Source organism: Maribacter hydrothermalis, assembly GCF_001913155.1.
In the GTDB taxonomy this organism is placed as follows: domain Bacteria; phylum Bacteroidota; class Bacteroidia; order Flavobacteriales; family Flavobacteriaceae; genus Maribacter; species Maribacter hydrothermalis.
On sequence record NZ_CP018760.1, the window covers coordinates 3,374,630 to 3,394,277 of the forward strand.

Sequence of the window (19,648 nt, forward strand, 5' to 3'; positions counted from 1 at the left end):
TGTATCTCTTTTTTTTGTTTTAGTATATTTCATAAACTTTAAGAAAATTATACATCTAATATTTATAAACTATAATGACCCTGAAATACTTTAACTTTAATTCAACTTGTTTTTAGGGTACATTTGATAAATAATATTGCTTTAGAAATGAGGTCATTATCGTATATTGTTTTATTTATTATATTCCAAAGCTGTGCATCGCAAGTAAAACCTACTTTAATAGATGCGGAAATGGAAACTAACGTAACGGAGAAACTTTCTTATTATTTATATTTCCCAGATGACTATGATGTGGATCCTGAGAAAGATTTTCCTATACTATTGTTTCTACACGGTGGTGGCGAATCTGGAGATAGTCTGGTTACAATAAAAAGAAATGGACCGCCTAAACTTATTTTAGAGGGTAAAAAATTTCCTTTCTTAATACTTGCTCCACAGAATCCAAATCCTAAGAAATGGTGGAATACTAGAGCGGTAAAGCAACTTTTAGACTCTATTGTGAAAACTAATAGAATAGACAAACGAAGAATTTATTTAACAGGTTTAAGTAGAGGTGGTGGAGCTGCATGGGAAATGGCTGTGCAATACCCCGAAACTTTTGCAGCTATGGCCGTTGTGTGTGGAATGACGCCGTTGCCCTATGCTTCTTGGATTAATAAAAAAATGCCAATGTGGGTTTTTCATGGAGAAAAAGATAAGTCAATTCCTATAGAAGAATCTGAAACCATGGTTGCTAAACTTAAGGAAATGGGCTATGAGGTACTTTTTACTAAATACCCCAATGTTGGCCATAGTGCATGGATTAAAGCCTATGAAACTGATGCCCTTTATGATTGGTTTATGGATCAGGAATTGAAATAATTGGCGTTTTTTTTAAAAATAAATGGGTAGAATATTTCTAAATTCAGGTGCTGTTCCTCAATAAATTAAGGTTTTATAGTCCTTATTATTTTTCCGTTATTATTATAAAAGTCAATTTCTGACATTGTATCCGTAATTGAAATAACCTGGGTTGACTGAGAATTAAAACTGTCGCCCCAATAGGCTTCTTGAATTCTTAATGAACCATCTTTGAATTTAATTATTGCCTTTACTTCATTTCTAAGAAATTTTTCATTTGTATTTCTGCGATTAACGGTATATTCATGAATACGGATTGAATCGTTATTTTGAGTCGCAATCAGTAATTCTTTTCCGTTATTTAAATTCACATTGACCAAAGCCTTTGCATCACCAGGTACATAAAAGTTCGATTCATTTAAATGAATGGCTTTAGTATTAAAATTCCCTTCATTTTTTAAGATTAGGCCAACTAGAGCATCAGCCATACCTTGCTGTACCTCCATACCAAAATCGTTTCCGACAACGGCCAAATCTAATAAGTTGTCATTGTCCAAATCTTTTAATAACATTCCGTAAATAGGGGCGTACTGAGCTTCTATTGGTAATTTATGCATTGTAAATTTCCCTTCACCGAGATTTTCAATTATGGAGGACTCCATATAATTAAAACTTAGTTTTATGGCATCATCTAACAGTCCGTCTTTAAACATTTCGGGAAGCGTAGAAGAACCAAATTCTCCAAAAGAATTAAATTTTTTCCTAATTCCAACATATTGTTTGGTAACATCTTGCCAAGGGTGATATAAGTATTCTTTTTTAGTTCCAATACTGTCTCTTAAGTAAAAGGAAAGTAAAGGATCAATAGATCCATTTTTATCTAAATCTTTTGCATAGAGGGTAATTGGCTCCTCTTTTGTTCCTTGAAAGTTGATATTTCTGCCAGAATTACCAGCTATGTAGTCGATATCGCCATCATTATCAAAATCTCCTGCTGTTATACTATTCCACCAACCTTTATTGTTTTGTATTCCGGTATTAACAGTAACCTCTACTAGCTTATCTTTTTTATTTTCAAAAAAACGTAATGGCATCCATTCACCAACTAAAATTAAATCTGGTATAAAATCATTGTTGAAATCTGTCCAAAGAGCATCGCTAATTAAACCTGGAAACTCCAAATCTGGATTTAACTTTCTGGTAACATCAACAAATTTTATTTCATTTCCGGTAGATTGGTTTTCGAATATATAGGAACGGTCTGCAGAGGGGTAGGACTGCGGTAATACTCTGCTACCAACAAATAAATCTAAATCCCCATCATTATCAAAGTCGGCAGCTTTTACACAACTTGAATTCGTTTTTAAATCAGGAATTGCAAATGAAGCATCTACAAATTTTCCTTTTCCGTCATTTAATAAAAGTTTGTCTTTATAAAAAGGATCACCACTTGGGTATTGGGCACTTCCCCGTGCAATATATAAGTCTAAATCACCATCATTGTCAGCATCGAATAGGAGAGTTCCCGAATCTTCTTCTAGTTTATCACCTTCTTTATATGTAACTTCTTTTTGTGTAAATTTATTATGATCTGTTTGTATAAACCAAGTTTCATTTTCACCTCTACTTCCCCCAATAAATATGTCTTCTAAGTTGTCTCCATTTATATCGCCGACGGACATTGAGGGACCGTATTGAGAAAATTTATGAGGTAGTGTTCTTTGAAAATTAAAATCTATAAAATCTAAATCTTTACTAAAATAACTTAAACCTAAGCTATCTGTTGCCTTTTTAAATATTGGGGTTAATATCTTTTTTGTTTTTTGACTTTCTGGGTCGTAATTAAATACGTTTACTTCGTTAATGTTGAGATTAACCGCTGTTTGTACTTCACCATTTGGCCAAATTATTTTTATGCTATCAACTTTTATTGATTCTCCTAAACCTATGTGATAGGTTTTTTCGGGCTGTGATAAATATCCTCTACCGGACAGTAAGGATTGTCGTTGTATTTTATTGTCGCTGTAAATAATTATATTACTTCCTATAGCTTCTTTGTTTTCCTTTATACCATTTAATTTTATCCTTAAATAGTTGCGACCTGTAAATAATTCATTGGTATTGTTCTTTAAAAGAGAAACGTGGTCATTGATATTATTAATAACTAAATCTAAGTCCCCATCATTATCTAAGTCCCCATATGCAGCTCCATTACTAAAAGTACCAAAGTCAAGACCCCAATTTTTTGTATAGTCTGTGAAACCTTTTCCTTCGTTGTTTTTAAAAATAAAGTTGGGAATTTTAATTTCGGGTATGGCTGCAATTAATTGTTCTTTTGGGACTAATCTACTAGCTGTTATTCTAAAATCTCCAAAATCACGATCAGTAACATCTTTGGGGAAACCATTGGTAATAAGCAAATCTTTCCATCCATCATTATCATAATCGGCAAATAGAGGTGCCCAGCTCCAGTCTGTTTCTTGTACACCAGCGAACATTCCTATTTCACCGAAAATAGGTAAATTATTTTCTGGGTTAAGTCCTAAATTTTGTTGTAATGTATTTCTTGTATATTGATGTTCATACATGAATTTTTTAGTGAAAATTTCTTTCTGATAACTACTAGGTCCTTGAAATAATTTTTTTCTTTTGTTATAGTATGGCTGCATTTCGGTTGTGAAAACATCCATTAATCCATCATTATTAACGTCTGTAATATCACTTCCCATTGATGAAAGGCTGAAATGTTTGAACATTTCACCAGCTCTATTTGTAAAAGTGCCATCTTGGTTATTGATGTAAATGAGGTCATTACTCAAAAAGTCATTTGCTACATAAATATCTTGCCAGCCATCATTATTAAAATCATTTATTAATGTACTGTGGCTGTAACCATGAAATCGTATTCCGGCCTTTTCAGAAACATCAATAAATTTTCGTTGATTTAGACTGTCTATGAAAACATTTTCATACAGAACATCTTTGCTTTTTGAAGTACCGTCATCGGTAAGTGGACTAAATTCGTTAGGGTTAATTCCTTCTATTCGATTTACTCCAATAAATACATCTAAATCACCATCGTTGTCATAATCAAAAAATTGTGCATGCGAAGAATACGTGGTATCGTCTAAGCCGTATAGAGAAGCTTCTTCCTTAAACTGCGGTAAGTTATTCGTATTATTACCTTGGTTAATGTACAATAGATTTTTTCTTAGGGTACTATCTTTTCTAAAAGTATTGCAGATATAAATATCCTGTAGTCCATCTAAATTAATATCTAAAATACTTACACCAGAAGACCATTGTAGTGTATCTGTTTTTCCTATTAGAGTTTCTTTGCTTATATCTTTAAATTTTAGATTACCTAGATTTAAAAATAGCTTGTTGTCCACTTGGTTTCCTGCCAGAAATATATCGTCTAAACCATCTGCATTAATGTCAGCAATGGCAACACCAGCTCCATTATATACGAATTCATTATCTAAAATATTTATAGAATCATTTTCAAATAATTGATTTTTGAAATCCAAACCAGAATTACCATGATCTATTGCGGTATATAGCTTTTTATCTTTCTTTTCCGTGCAGGAAATAAATAAAATTATAGATAAAAATATACATGATTTTAAAACGAATTTTTTCATTTTTTTTGTTGATATAAGGAGTATACAAATATGCAAGAACCTGTAAAAAGAAACAAAAAAAAGGCTACCAATTATGGTAGCCTTTTATAAAAATTAAATCTTAATTGTTATTAATAACCAGGGTTTTGAGTTAAAACATCTGATCCAGTAATATCAATTTGAGCTTGTGGAATTGGAAAGTACTCATTTTTACCTGTAGTAAAGCTTGCACCTCCAAATTTAGTAACCAATTTTGTTGATTCATATGCTAAGTAAGCGTTAAGCTCTTCAGCTGCTACACCCCATCTAACTAAATCAAAGAAACGATGTCCTTCTTCGCCAAGTTCAAGTTTTCTTTCGAAACGCACAGCATCTCTTGCGAAATCTGCATTAGGGAAAGATGTGTATTCTGAAATTACATAGTTGGCCGCATTATCGTCAGAATCATACTCTTTTACCCAGTGTTCAGAGTTTGCAGCTCTTCTTCTTACTCGGTTAACATATTCTAAAGCGGTATCCAATGAACCACCTGGTGCTTCAATTTCAGCTTCAGCCGCCATTAATAGAACATCTGCAAAACGAATTATTGTATAATTCATAATTGCATAACCACGTGTCCATGAGCTACCATCTGTAAAGCTATTTTCTTGACTTCTATAGTAAATATATTTCTTTGGAGAATATGGTCCGCCATATACTTGATCACGAATCCATGCTTTTCCTGGGTGCTCGATCCAATCTAAGTATGGAATACCTCTTCTTCCAATTACGTGATCGATTCTAGGATCTAATGGATCGGTATCTTCTACAAAAGGTTCATCTGCTTCAACACCATAATCATTTTTAACAGCGTTAGCAGCACTATTATATGAACCGTCTAATAATGGTAAACCATCTGCACCTGTTCTATAAGAATTTGCCATTTCAAAACTAGGTTGAAAGAAACCGCAACAGTTACCAGGACCATCAGGACCAGTGTTGTAAGGATAGTTCAAATCATCAAACCAGTTTGCATTATTCACACTTCCTGTGTTATTTGACGACTCAACATCAAATACAACTTCAGCGTGATTATCGTTTTCGGCATTGAATATTTGAGAATAGTCATCCAATAATGCATATTTGATTCCGTTAGAGGTTACCCCATTAGCAATAACATCGTCGAACCAAGTTTTTGCTTCACCAAATTTCTGTTGAAACAATTTGGCTTTACCCATTAGTGCGGCAGCGGCCCACTTGTTTACTCGGCCAGCACCATTAACTCCTGGTAAATTATCATAAGCGTATTGTAAATCACTTTCAATAATAGTCCAAGCATCACCATTGTTAGGTAATAACGCTAAATCTTCAGCAGGTACAGTCTCATCAAAAACAACAATATTGTTGAAGTGTTTTTTAAGGTCGAAATAAAAATGACCTCTTAACATTCTAGCTTCACCAGAAAGGCGAGCGGCATCTGCTGCTGACAATTCGGTTGAGTTAGCTATTGCCGATAATACTTTATTAGCTCTGCTAATTCCTTCATATCTTCCTCTCCAAAGACTATTAAAGTCATTGTTTGGATCTACTGGGCTAGCTTCATAACGTTGAATTGGATTTAAGGAACTGTAATCACCAGCATCAGTACCTTTATTTGCTTCTCCACCAACAATTGAGCCTGTTGCCCAATGGTTTGGACCTTCAAAACGGTTACCAAAGACCCCGTTAAGTGCAGAATAGGTTCCAATTAATAGACCATCAATACCTGCCTTGGTACTTACTTGTGCATCTGCAAGAGAGTCCGTAGGGGCTACCTGCAAAAATTCATCACTACAGGACATCGAAGCCAAAAGCAAAGTGCCGAGTAATAATGAGGTTTTTTTAAATTTAAATGTTTTCATAGTTTACTTTTTCTTAAAGTTACTAATTATTATATAATATTTTAATTTATACTATTTTAAATACCTATTTCTAAGGTGATTGCATAGCTTGGAGTAACAGGGAAGTTACCTACATCTACACCAAAGTTAGTATCTGGACCTGCTACTTGCGGATCAAGTCCACTATAATCAGTTAAAGTCCAAATATTATTTGCAGATAAACCAACGCTAAACTTTCTTAAACCTAAACTTTCTACCAAGTTAGTGTTGAAGTTGTAGCCAACTCTTAGTTGTACTAATCTTAAATAGCTACCATCTTCCACATACCAAGAGTTAGATGCACCACTAGTACTTAAATTAGAAGCACTTTCCCATATTGGAGCACCGGCATTGTTACCTAATTGTGGAGTCCAAGACTGGAATGCCGCAACCCCTTTGGCAGAACCTTCAAATGTGCCATAGAAATCTGTAAACCACTTAGACATGTTGAATATTTCGTTACCAACAGATCCATACCAGTAGGTTTGGAATTCTAAATTTTTATAACGTAATATTAAATCTAAACCTCCTGTAAAATCAGGAACGGCACTACCTATAACAGTTCTGTCATCTGGAGTGATTGCACCGTCTCCGTTAACATCTTCATATCTAAAACGACCTATACCTTTGCCATCTTGAGCTGGTGAATTTGTAACTTCATCTGCAGAGTTAAAGTATCCAATTACATTGTATCCAAAGAAAGTAGAAATTGACTCCCCAACAGAGTTACGTATTGGCGCAATACCTCTATAAGAAATGTTATCGCCAAAGGCATCAATACCTGGTGCCAATGCAGTAATCTCATTTTTAAGGAAAGAATTTGTACTCGTAACTTCAAAAGATAGGTCTTCGGTGAAGTTACCTCTACCTATAATTTGAAAATCAACACCTTTGTTACTCATACCACCAATGTTTACAGAAGGTGCGGCAGCATAATTACCAGATACACCTGGTAATGGAACTTGGTATAAAAGATCTCTAGTATCTTTCTTCCACCAGTCTAAAATAAATTCTAGTTTATTGTTGAATAAAGAAAGGTCAAAACCTATGTTCGTAGTTTCTGATGTTTCCCATTGTGCATTTGGGTTACCAATTCTACTAGCGGCAAAACCTTCATTTGCTCCACTGTTTTGTCCGTCAATTGGATAGAACGTATTTCCTCGATCAGATGCAAAAAGTGAATATTGGTTGTTTGGGGATACGTTAGTATCAGATCCCATTTCACCCCAACCACCTCTAATCTTTAAATCAGAAATAATTTCTTGATTTTGCATAAAAGGTTCGTCTATAACTCTCCAAGCTGCTGAAACTGCGGGGAATGTACCATATCTATTATTTTCTCCAAAACGAGAAGAGCCATCTCTACGTAAAACACCAGTTAAATAGTATTTTTCATTGAAATTATAATCTAATTTACCAAAAGTGGAGAAGTATGTTGAACCTTTATATTGATTACTTCTAACAACAGGGCTTTGTACAACACTTAAACTTTGGAAATCTAAATCTGTAGAAAAAGGATTAATACCATTACCAGAAATATTTCTACCTCTACCGGTATTTAAAGCTTCAATACCTGCAAGTGCAGTGATTTTATGCTCGCCAAATAATTTTTCATAACTAGCAGTATTGGTAAACGTCCATGAGAATCCGTACCCACTACCTTCGCCAAATGAGTTACTAGCTTCTGGTTCAGAATCTCCTAGGTACTTGTAATTGTAATCTACATAATGGTAATTGCTATAGCTACCACCAAGGCTAGATCTTAATGTTAAACCTTCAAATGGTTTAATTAGAGCATACATGTTACCAAACCCACCAATGCTGTAGGTTTTATCATCGCCATTATTCAATTTTAATCTTCTTACCGGGTTTCTTGGGTTATTAAAACCAGCTGCTTTTGTACTTGCAAAGCTTCCGAATTCATCATAAACAGGAATAATCGTTGGCATTCTAAATGCAGATAAAACCTCTGATTCATCATCTGCAGATTCCACACCACCAGCACCACCGGCGATACCAACAGCTGATCTATAGGTTACTTGAAAATTTTCACCAATAGATAACCATGGCGTAACATCCCATTCAGAATTGAAACGTGCAGCATATCTTGAAAATTCTTGACCTAATACTATACCGTCTTGATTTTGTGCAGAAACACCCATATAAAAACGACCGTTCTCATTACCACCATCAAAACCTAAAGAAACTCTGCTTTGAGGTGCTATTCTAGTAATTTCTTTATACCAGTTAGTACCTTGTAAATTTGGTCTTATCAAGAATGTGTTACCAGGGTCTGCTTCATAAGCGGCTCTTACGGCAGCCAAATCAACATCACCAGCGCTTACACCATTTTGACCATTTGCATGTAAATAATCTGGAATTGTAGGTGTAGCACTTGTTCCATACTGAGGGTGCGTGTATTGAACGGCAGTACCATTGGCAGCTGCATTATTCTCGTATCCTATATGTGTGTATCTAGCCATGTCTAAAGGATTCAACATTTTTGGCGAACCAGCAACGTTAGGATCCACAACACCACTATTTACATTCAAAGTCATAGAAGTTTTTCTTTTAGCTCTAGAACCTTGTTTTGTAGTATATACAATTACCCCGTTTGCAGCTCTTGCTCCATATATAGAGGCAGCAGCAGCATCTTTAAGTACAGTAGCTGTTTCTACATCATCTGGGTTAATGAAATCAACATTGGTAGTTGGTACACCGTCTACTACGTATAAAGGTGCATTGTTACCAAATGAGTTGAAACCACGAACTCTAATTTGACTGGTTGTACCTGGTTGACCATTGGTAAGTACAGTTACACCTGCAACCCTACCTTGTAATTGTTGTTCAATGTTACCAGAAGGTACTGCAGCTAAATCTTCAGCAGCAACGATAGAAACTGCCGCGGTAGTTTCACGTTTAGTTTGTACTTGGTAACCCGTTACCACTACTTCATCTAAGGCAGCAGCATCTTCAGCTAGTGACGTGTTCACTACTGATTGACCATTAACGGCAACTTCTTTTCTTTGAAAACCTAAGTAACTAAACACTAACGTAGCACCTGGTTCTACATTTAAGGTATAATTACCATCAAAATCTGTTTGGGTACCATTTGTAGTACCTTTTTCTACCACATTGGTTCCTGGTAGTGGCGTACCTAAATCATCTGTTACTGTACCCGTTACTGTTGATTGTACAGTTTTAACTTTTTCTTCATTCGAAGTTCCAGTTATTTCATTTGCTTGGGCCAGTTGAGCTCCTAAGCAAACAAGCATCGACAAAATCCCCGACTTAAAAAAGGATGACCTTTTTTTGGATTTGATCGACTTGTAATCACGTTTTTGATTCATAATCGTTGTTGTTTGTTAGTTTAAATTAAATTGTGTGTTTTTTGACTTTTTAAATTCATTTGTGAAACATGCAAATGTTAAAAAAATCAAAATCCGGTATAATAATAACAATTTTACGGCATATACCACTAAAACAAAAGGCTTATTTTATTAGGTAATGAATTTTGTTTTCTCTTATTACTATTGATATAATCCCTTTTAAAGGCTGTAATTATTGGCAAATCAATAATTTAGGGGTTTATTATATGTGATAATAGCATGTTAATAATTTTAACATCTTAATTAAAAAATGTAGTAAAATAACACGATTATTTACCGTTCTATATCGTTATAGTGGTATTCTAAAATATTTTTATGAGTACCACTTAGAAGGTAATTTTTTTGTGATTTATTATGTCTTAAGTGGTTTAAATAAAGACTTGATGACAGTACAAAGTAATTAAATTTTGATTTTTATTTGTCGTGAACATAAGGTAAGTTTTTCCACCATCTTTTAGCTTTAGTTTCTTTCTAATAGTAGCAACTGAATCAGGAAAATTTCTTGTTGAAATGTTTGCTTTTATAATCCCCATTTTTTTAAATGATTTTTTAGAATAATCCATTTCTTGAAGTATTTTAAACACTCTTCCGGGAAATTCAATTAAATCATTAGAAGTATATAAATGAGAATTAGGATGAAGTTTTTCTAAATTATAATGTTTGCCCACTAGGTTAAATGCACCCGATTTTAAAATTGAAGCATTTGGTTCGTAGAGATATGTTTTTGGTAAAGAATAAGTGGAAGTTGTTACTTTTTCTTGACTTATTTTAAATTCAAATTTTTGCTCAATATCATTTTTAAAGTTTACCGTTTTAATCAGCGCTTCTTTTGTATAATTTTTTTTTAATATCCACAGCACCTCTTTTACATCATTGCCTATCGCGATAATATGAATTTCTTTTACATTGTTTAGTTGCTTCAATCCGGTGTTTAAATCTAATAACGGACCTGTTTTTATTAATATATGGTTCGATTTGCTAAATAATAAATCAATATGCTCTACAATATTGGGTTCGCAATCACTTAAGTAGTAAACTTTTTTGTTGTTTTTATCTCTTCTAGAAGGGTCAATATATATCCAATCAAATAAATCTTTTGATTTTTTAAGAAATGGTATACCGTCATTAGGTATACATATAATATTGGTGATTTTTAATTGATTAAAGTTGTGTTTTGCAAGGGCTGATAGTTCATTGTTTTTTTCAACATGTATAACATTGGTAACCTTTTTGCTAAATGCAAAAGAGTCGACACCAAAACCTCCTGTAAGATCTATTAAACTATTACCGTCAACTAAGGATGTTTTGTATTCGGCAGTCAACTCTGACGAAGTTTGTGATAGATTAAGTTTATTTGGGTAAATTATATTATCTGTTTTAAACCAAGTAGGTATTTTTTGTTTCGCTTTTATTTTTGATTCAATTTGCTCTACCAGTTCTTTTGTCGACAATTCTGAAAATGGAGATTTTTTTAAAAGTATTTTATGAATGTCACTGTTTAGGTTATCGTTGATAAACTGCTGTACTTCGTTAGTTAAAATAAATGAATTCACGTAAGTATTAAAGGTTTTGAGTCAACGATTTAACAATTTGATTGTCAGACAAGAATTCTTTCAAAATCACCTTTATTGCTGTATACCCCGGTACTGCAACGATCATACCCACCACACCAAATAGCAAACCAGCTATAATAATAACCAAGAAAATTTCTAGAGGATGAGATTTTACACTGCTTGAAAATATAAAAGGTTGTGAAAAAAAATTGTCTACCAATTGCCCAAATAATAGTCCTAAAAATACGTATCCTGTTTTTGGTAATATTATTGCACTAAAGTCTGAACCTAAATTACTCGTCATCGTTAAGGTTAGCATCATAACACCACCAATAATAGGTCCTATATAAGGTATAATATTAAAGAGCGCACATAAAAAGGCTATTACTACTGCATTTTCAATTCCGACTATTAAAAGTACAATGGTATAAATGACAAAAAGAATAAATATTTGAAGCAATAAACCAACAAAGTACCTTGATAACAAGTTATTTATTTTTCCAATAGAATTGGTTGTTCCTTGTTTTTTGTTTATCGGAATAAAAATTAAAAGTCCGTTTTCGAACAATTTGCTATCCTTTAAAAAGAAAAATGAAATAAACAATACAGAGAATAAACCAATACTAGCCGAGCTTAACACGGTTAAAAAGGAATTTAAAAAGTTAGGAATAAAGCCTATATCTAAACCTTCTAATATATTTTTTTCTAAACCTGCATCATCAATTACATCTTCTACTATGTGTGAAGACAAGCCCAAGTAGTTTGTAATTTGATGATATAATGTATTTAGGCTGGTTTGGAGCTCATCTATATTTAGTAACGATAAGTTTTTACTCTGTTCGGATAATAGTGGAATAAACAAGGCTACTATGCCCACTAAAACCCCAACCATTAAAAACATTGTAAGTACAACCGCAATTATATTGGGTAATTTAAGTTTTTGTCTAAAAAAACGAACTAAAGGGCTTCCTATAAGGGCAACTACCGCCGCAATGGCCAAATAAGCAAGCACAGATTGAATGATATATAGAAAATAAAGTATTAAACAAATGCCTACTATAACTCCTAAAGCTCTTAGGATACCTTTTGAAATAGTTTTTGAATTCATTAGTTAATTTTTAAAAACATAGGTAATAATGTTTGCACCCATTTGTAGCGCTTTTTCTCTTATTTCAGCAGAATCGTTATGTACGGTCGGATCTTCCCAGCCGTCACCTAAGTCAGATTCTGATGTAAATAATAATACTATTCTGTTATTGTGGAAAATGGCCAATGCCTGAGGGCGTTGACCATCATGCTCATGAATTTTAGGTAAGCCCTTTGTAAAGGAATAATTATTTTTAAAAATTGGATGCTCAGCTCCAAGTTCCTCTAATGTTGAATTAGGGAAAAGTCTTTTAATTTCTCTTGTAATATAGGGTTTCATCCCATAATTATCATCAATATGTAAAAATCCACCAGCTTCAAGATAGCTTCTTAAATTATTAAGTTCTTCATCGGAAAAAACCACATTTCCATGTCCTGTCATGTGTATAAATGGGTACTGAAATATAGAAGAGCTCCCTACTTCAACTGTTTCTGGTTTATTATTAATAGTGGTGCCAATGTTGGCATTGCAAAACTTAATTAAGTTTGGTAATGCTGTTGGGTTGGCATACCAATCTCCACCACCTTGGTATTTTAAAATGGCAATTTCTTGAGCCATTATTGAATAGCTGAACATCAAAAAGTATAAGAAAATGGGGGCGGATATTTTTTTCATAATCAAATCTAAAAATAAGGAAACGAATTGTTACTTGTAAAATATGTTCAAATTAATTAGTTCTAGTCCTAATAGGAGGAATGCTAACCATTGTTAATTGTTGCGACAATAGTACATGCCACTATCGCTGCTGTTTCTGTTCTTAACCTAGTTTTTCCCATGGCTATTGGGGCATATCCGTTTTTTAATGCACTTTTAATTTCATTTGTACTAAAATCACCTTCTGGGCCAATTAAAATGGTAATATCTTGATCCGCCACAACTCTACTTTTAAGTTCGTGGCGTTCACTGTCTTCGCAATGTGCTATGAATTGTAAACCTGTTGTTGGTTTTTTTAAAAATTCTGATAAACTAATAGGCTCATTTAATTTTGGCAAATAGGTTTGGAGCGATTGCTTCATGGCAGACTCAATTACCCGTTGCATTCTATCTGTTTTAATAATTTTTCGTTCTGATCTTTCGCAGATTATTGGGGTTATTTCATCAACACCTATTTCAGTGGCTTTTTCTAAAAACCATTCATACCGATCATTCATTTTAGTAGGTGCAACGACCATGTGTAATACATGCGATTTAGGATGTGTTTTTTTTGATGAAATAAGTTCTACTTCACATTTTTTTATATCGGCAACAATAATTTTTGCTTGAAACAAATAACCCAATCCGTTTGTAATCCAAAGCTCATCACCAGTTTTTTTTCTTAGCACTTTTATAATGTGCTTACTTTCATTGGTGTCGAAAATGAAAATCTTATCGGTGATTTTTATATCAGGATTATAAAATAATTGCATAAATTTTTAGTTAACTCGATAATCGAGATTTAAATACTCGGACGCCTGCCCGGCGGTGAGGCAGGCTTACGCTAAAATCTTTATTAAATTTTCAATTCAAAGCCTAGTGGGCTTTGCCTCGAGATTGTTTACTCAAGAAATTAAATATCTGGCTTTTGCCGTAATATCTTGTTTTACGAAAGCTTCATTTTTATATTTGTAATACCCTACAATGCCGATCATTGCAGCATTATCGGTGCAATATTCAAATTTAGGAATGTAAGTCTTCCACCCATATTTTGCTTGTGCTTCTATTAAAATTTTTCGAATACCAGAATTTGCAGAAACGCCTCCACCAATAGCAATTTCTTTAATACCGGTTAGTTTTACTGCTTTTTTAAGCTTGCGCATTAATATAGTAATTATAGTGTATTGTATTGACGCGCATATATCTTCAATATTATTTTTTACAAAGTCGGCATCTTCTTTGGTCTGTTTTTGAATAAAATATAATATGCTGGTTTTTAATCCGCTAAAACTAAAATCTAAATCTTTAACCTTGGGTATAGGGAATTCAAATCTTAAAGGATTTCCTGTTGCCGCATATTTATCTATTAAGGGCCCTCCCGGATAGGGTAGACCAAGAATTTTTGCACTCTTATCAAAGGCCTCCCCAACGGCATCATCTAAGGTTTGCCCAATAATTTTCATATCAAAAAAATCATTCACCTGCACTATCTGTGTATGCCCACCACTTATGGTTAGTGCAAGAAATGGAAACGAAGGCGCTTTCATCGTTTCATCATCTATAAAGTGCGCTAAAATATGAGCTTTCATGTGGTTCACTTCTATAAGTGGTATTTGTAATCCTAATGCCAATGATTTTGCAAAAGAAGTACCAACCAATAGTGAACCCATAAGTCCAGGTCCGCGTGTAAATGCTATGGCTGATAATTGTTTTTTATCGATATTTGCCTTGGCTAAAGCTTGGGCAACTACAGGTACAATGTTTTGTTGATGGGCTCTTGATGCCAATTCTGGCACAACCCCGCCATATTCCTTATGAATTGCTTGGGTAGCTACAACATTGCTTAGTACTTTATCGTTCATTAAAACTGCCGCAGAAGTATCATCACAAGAAGATTCTATCGCGAGAATATAAATTGATTTGCTTTCCAACATTTTTGGAATAAAATTTGAATAACAAAGGTAAAACATATAGCCATATCAAAAAACTTAGGAAAATATTGATTAGAATAGTATTAGTGCTTTTACTGATATGCGTTTTAAGTACCTTAATTTTTTCTTTGCCTATAGTGCAAACCTTGTTGGCACAGTACGCTGCCAATAAAATAAATAAACAATATGACACACATATAAATATTAACCGATTAAAACTTTCATTAATATCTTGGGACACAGCCTTACAGGGTGTTTATATAGAGGATTATCAAAAAGATACCTTGTTTTATATTAATGAGCTTAAAACATCAATACTAAGTATTGGTAATTTGGCTAAAGGTAACCTTGAATTTGGGGATATCTCGGTAGATGAATTAAATTTTAAGCTTACCAATTACTACGGTGAGCGTAATTCTAATTTGGAGATTTTTGTTGATAAACTAGATGATGGTAAGCCAAGAGCACCAGGTACTCCTCCATTTAAATTATCATCCTCTTATGTAGATATTAAAAAAAGTAAGTTTAAATATATTGATGAAAATTTAGAGAAATCTACAATTCTACATTTTGATAGCTTAAATATAAAAGCAGATAATTTTCTTATTCTGGGACCAGAAGTATCAACAGATATACAAGATATGTCTTTTTATAGTAATAGAGGACTAAAAGTAAATAAGTTGGCTACTAATTTTAAGTACACCAAACAGCAAATGCGTTTCGATTCGCTCAATATTAATACGCCATTATCTCAGATTGAAGGTAACTTGGTATTTAATTATAATAGAGAAGATTTTAGCGATTTTTTAAACAAAGTAAATGTAGTAGCCGATTTCAATGAATCTAGAGTTGCTTTTGATGAGATAAACTTGCTTTATAACGAGTTTGGACGTGGTAAGGAGGTAACGTTTAGTTCTGATATAAACGGGGTCTTAAATGATCTCAATGCAGATAATTTATTTCTTTTTTCCGATGACACCGGAATACGGGGTAATTTCAATTTTAAAAATTTATTTAGCAAACAAAAGCCATTCAGCTTAAATGCAGAAATGAAGAACGTAACAAGTAGTTATTATCAGTTGAATGCGCTACTTCCTAATTTAATAGGTAATTCATTACCATCGACTTTTAGTAAATTAGGGCAATTTACTATAAGGGGAGAAGCATTTATCACTAATTCTTCTATGGACGCTAAAGTAAACTTAAATACTGCCGTTGGTAGTAGTTATGCTGATATAGTACTAAGTAATTTTAATAATATAGACAATGCAACCTATAAGGGATTTATTTCTTTAATAGATTTTGATTTAGGCGGTTTTGTAGATAGTAAAAGTTTAGGAAAAACAACTTTAGATTTTAATGTAGAGGGAAAAGGCTTTGTGAAAGAAAAACTGAACACCGAGGTTATAGGGCAAATCTATTCTATTGAATTCAATAAATACAATTACCAAGATTTAAAAGTTTCGGGTATAATTAAAGATCAATTGTTCGATGGGTCATTAACAAGTAATGATGAAAATTTGAAATTTGATTTTACCGGATTGGCGAATGTTGCTGAAACTAGGAATAATTTTAATTTCATTGCCTCTGTAGACTATGCGGATTTAAAAAAATTGAATTTCATTAATGACAGTGTTTCAATTTTTAAAGGAAATGTCAATATGGATATTACGGGTACTTCTTTAGACGATCTTGAAGGGGATATAAAATTTACTCGTACAAATTATCAAAATGTAAATGACACCTATTATTTCGAGGATTTTGCAGTAACTTCCAGTTTTGATAGTGATAATGTGCGTACTATACATATTAATTCGCCAGATATAATTACCGGTTTTATGAAAGGTAATTTTAAAGTTCGTGAGCTAGGAAAACTGGTACAAAATTCTTTAGGTTCTATATATACGAATTACAGGCCTTTTCAAATATCTGACGGTCAAAATCTTTCATTTAATTTTAAAATATACAATAAAATTGTCGACGTATTTTTTCCCGAAGTGCGTTTTGATCCAAATACATTTATAAAAGGGAATATTGTTGCCGATGAAGGTGATTTTAAGCTCAATTTTGAATCGCCAAGTATAGAAGCTTTTGGTACAGTAGCTGATAATATCGAAGTACGAATTGATAATAAAAACCCTCTTTTTAACACCTATGTTTCTGTTGGAGAGTTAGATACGCCTTACTATAATTTTAAAGATTTCAATTTAATAAATACAACACTTAAGGATACGTTGTTCTTTAGGTCAGAATTTAAAGGAGGTAGTAATTTTAATGATTCATATAATTTAAATTTTTATCACACCTTTAATAAAGAAAATAAATCTGTCATTGGTTTAAAAACATCTGATGTCAATTTTAAAGGTAATAAGTGGGTATTAAATAAAGATGGGGATTCTAAGAACAAGGTAATTTTAAACAGAGCTCTAGACAGCATTACTATACAAGAAATTGTAATGAATAATGAGGAAAAAGAGCAAATTAGGTTAAAAGGACAATTTGCAGATTCCACCTTTAAGGACCTTCAGTTGCAATTTAAAATAGTTTCCTTAGATAAAATTACCCCTGTTATTGATAGTCTTAAACTGGATGGGGAAGTTAACGGTACCTTAAACGTATTACAGAAAGATGGAATTTATTTACCTTCTTCAAATTTAAATATTGATGGTTTTGGTATCAATGATATACCATTGGGAGATTTAGCAATTAATATAATTGGAAACAAAGATTTAACTGAATTTCAGGTTAACTCGCAACTATCGGATAATGGCCTAGAAAAATTCAGTATTTTGGGTAGTATTAATAATGAAGAAGAAATACCCAAAGCAAATTTAATTGCCAATTTTAACAACTTTAGCTTAGTACCTTTTAGCCCATTGGGAGAAGGGGTAATTGATAAAATAAGGGGAGACATAGATGGTAGGGTAAGTATTGTAGGTAATGTGGATAATCCAAGTTTTAATGGGCTTTTGACATTAGATAATGCTGGTATTGCAATTCCATATCTAAATGTGGATTATAGTTTTGCACCGCGTTCACGAGTAATACTTTCTGATCAGACTTTTGATTTTGAAAATATTGCGTTAGAAGATGTGGCTATGGGTACACGCGCAAATTTAGATGGTACTATAACCCATAGTTTCTTTGATAATTGGGTCCTAGATTTAAACGTTGATACTAAAAATGAACGTTTTCTAATATTGAATACAGAATTTAAAGAAGGTGAATTATATTATGGTACAGGGTATTTAAATGGCCAAGGAAGAATATATGGACCTACAACTGCATTAAATATTACTGTTGATGGATCTACGGCTAAAGGAACTTCTTTAAAAATACCATTAAGTGATGTTGCCAGTATAGGGGATTATTCGTTTATAAATTTTGTTGAAAAAAACGACAGGCAAAAAATTGAGAGACAAAAACAATTAAAAGATTACCAGGGTCTTGAGCTAGAATTTAACCTTGACGTTACACCAGAAGCCGAAGTTGAAATAGTGACCGATACAAAAACAGGTAGTTCTTTAAAAGGTACTGGAGAAGGAATTATTTTAATACAGATCAATACGAACGGTAAATTTGAAATGTACGGAGATTTCGTCGTAGTAACGGGCGAATATAATTATAAGTTTGGGGGTATTATAGATAAGAAATTTAAGGTTGAGCCCGGTGGTACCATAAATTGGGATCAAAAGCCTTTAGAGGCTATTTTAGCCATGGAAGCTGTTTATTCTTTAAATGCCAACCCTGCGCCCTTACTAGATGATCCGCGTTTTACCAGAAGAATACCTACTGATGTTATCATACGTTTAACAGGAGAGCTTCAAAGCCCAACAATTGATTTTGGAATTGATTTTCCAGGTACTAGTTCAATTGTACAGTCAGAACTGGAATACAGGTTACAGGATCCCACTGTGGAAGAGAAAAATGCTATTTTTCTTTTGGCACAAGGTACTTTTGTAAATGCGCAAAGTGGAATAAACCAGCAAGCGATTACAGGGAATTTGGTTCAAAGCGCATCGGGTATTTTAAATTCTATATTAAGTGGTGGTAATGATAAGTTTAACCTTGGCCTTTCATATGAACAAGGTATTCTTGACCGATCAGCAGATATAGAAACAGATGATCGAATAGGGGTTACAGTTTCAACACAAATTTCCGATAGAATACTTTTTAATGGTAAAGTAGGAGTACCGGTTGGCGCATCAAGCGAAACCTTAGTTGCTGGAGATTTTGAAATTCAAGTTCTTTTAAATGAAGAAGGTACTTTAAGCGCAAAATTCTTTAGTAGACAAAGTGAAATTCAAGCATATTTGTCTGATCAACAAGGGTCAACACAAGGTGCCGGTTTAACCTATGAAGTCGATTTTAATAATTTCAGGGAACTCTTTCAAAAAATCTTAACAAAAAAACCGGAGAAAGAAGCGACAATTAAACAAAATGAAGTCCCTTCTTCTGTTATGGGAAACGATAGCTTAATTCGTTTTTACGATAAACCTAAATCAATAAATCCATAAGTTATTGACTGTTACCTGTTATGAAATTATAAATTTTAAGAACATTAGTAATAATCTATCACAACGAAATCCTTTTCGTTGATTTTTTATTAAATGCTAGTGGACATTATTTCGTTA

At 33.2% G+C, this 19,648-nt stretch carries 10 protein-coding genes; 2 read left to right on the plus strand and 8 right to left on the minus strand.

The features are described from left to right. Nucleotides 1-147 precede the first annotated feature (147 nt). Nucleotides 148-861 (plus strand): carboxylesterase family protein, encoded by a 714-nt coding sequence (locus BTR34_RS14620; RefSeq protein ID WP_068482558.1) that lies wholly within the window; start codon nt 148-150, stop codon nt 859-861. A gap of 65 nt (nt 862-926) precedes the next feature. Here the strand turns inward: BTR34_RS14620 and BTR34_RS14625 are convergent, their stop codons facing one another. The 8 genes from BTR34_RS14625 to tsaD all read right to left on the minus strand — a co-directional run bounded on the left by BTR34_RS14625 (nt 927) and on the right by tsaD (nt 15,017). Further along, a complete protein-coding gene (locus BTR34_RS14625) occupies nt 927-4,484 on the minus strand; it encodes a VCBS repeat-containing protein (protein ID WP_068482555.1) in 3,558 nt (1,185 codons plus the stop codon). Nucleotides 4,485-4,594: 110 nt separating this feature from the next. Further along, entirely contained in the window at nt 4,595-6,343 is a 1,749-nt protein-coding gene (locus BTR34_RS14630) for a RagB/SusD family nutrient uptake outer membrane protein (protein ID WP_068482552.1), read from the minus strand. Between the two features lie 56 nt (nt 6,344-6,399). Then, nucleotides 6,400-9,711 carry a SusC/RagA family TonB-linked outer membrane protein gene (locus tag BTR34_RS14635; protein WP_068482548.1) on the minus strand — a complete coding sequence of 1,104 codons (3,312 nt, stop codon included), beginning with the start codon at nt 9,709-9,711 and terminating at the stop codon, nt 6,400-6,402. Between the two features lie 407 nt (nt 9,712-10,118). Then, nucleotides 10,119-11,303 carry a THUMP-like domain-containing protein gene (locus BTR34_RS14640; protein ID WP_068482545.1) on the minus strand — a complete coding sequence of 395 codons (1,185 nt, stop codon included), beginning with the start codon at nt 11,301-11,303 and terminating at the stop codon, nt 10,119-10,121. A gap of 7 nt (nt 11,304-11,310) precedes the next feature. Further along, entirely contained in the window at nt 11,311-12,411 is a 1,101-nt protein-coding gene (locus BTR34_RS14645) for an AI-2E family transporter (protein WP_068482542.1), read from the minus strand. 3 nt (nt 12,412-12,414) lie between these two features. Next, nucleotides 12,415-13,065: a DUF4159 domain-containing protein gene (locus BTR34_RS14650; RefSeq protein WP_068482539.1), complete on the minus strand. Its 651-nt coding sequence runs from the start codon at nt 13,063-13,065 to the stop codon at nt 12,415-12,417. 83 nt (nt 13,066-13,148) lie between these two features. Beyond that, nucleotides 13,149-13,856, minus strand: coding sequence for a 16S rRNA (uracil(1498)-N(3))-methyltransferase (locus BTR34_RS14655; protein ID WP_068482536.1), 708 nt, complete (start codon nt 13,854-13,856; stop codon nt 13,149-13,151). Nucleotides 13,857-13,988: 132 nt separating this feature from the next. Continuing rightward, on the minus strand, nt 13,989-15,017 hold the full coding sequence (tsaD, locus tag BTR34_RS14660; protein ID WP_394333942.1) for a tRNA (adenosine(37)-N6)-threonylcarbamoyltransferase complex transferase subunit TsaD: 1,029 nt from the start codon (nt 15,015-15,017) through the stop codon (nt 13,989-13,991). 134 nt (nt 15,018-15,151) lie between these two features. Here tsaD and BTR34_RS14665 point away from each other — a divergent pair, with 134 nt between their 5' ends. Beyond that, complete coding sequence (locus tag BTR34_RS14665) at nt 15,152-19,531, plus strand: translocation/assembly module TamB domain-containing protein (RefSeq protein WP_317039573.1); 4,380 nt, start codon at nt 15,152-15,154, stop codon at nt 19,529-19,531. Nucleotides 19,532-19,648 lie beyond the last annotated feature (117 nt).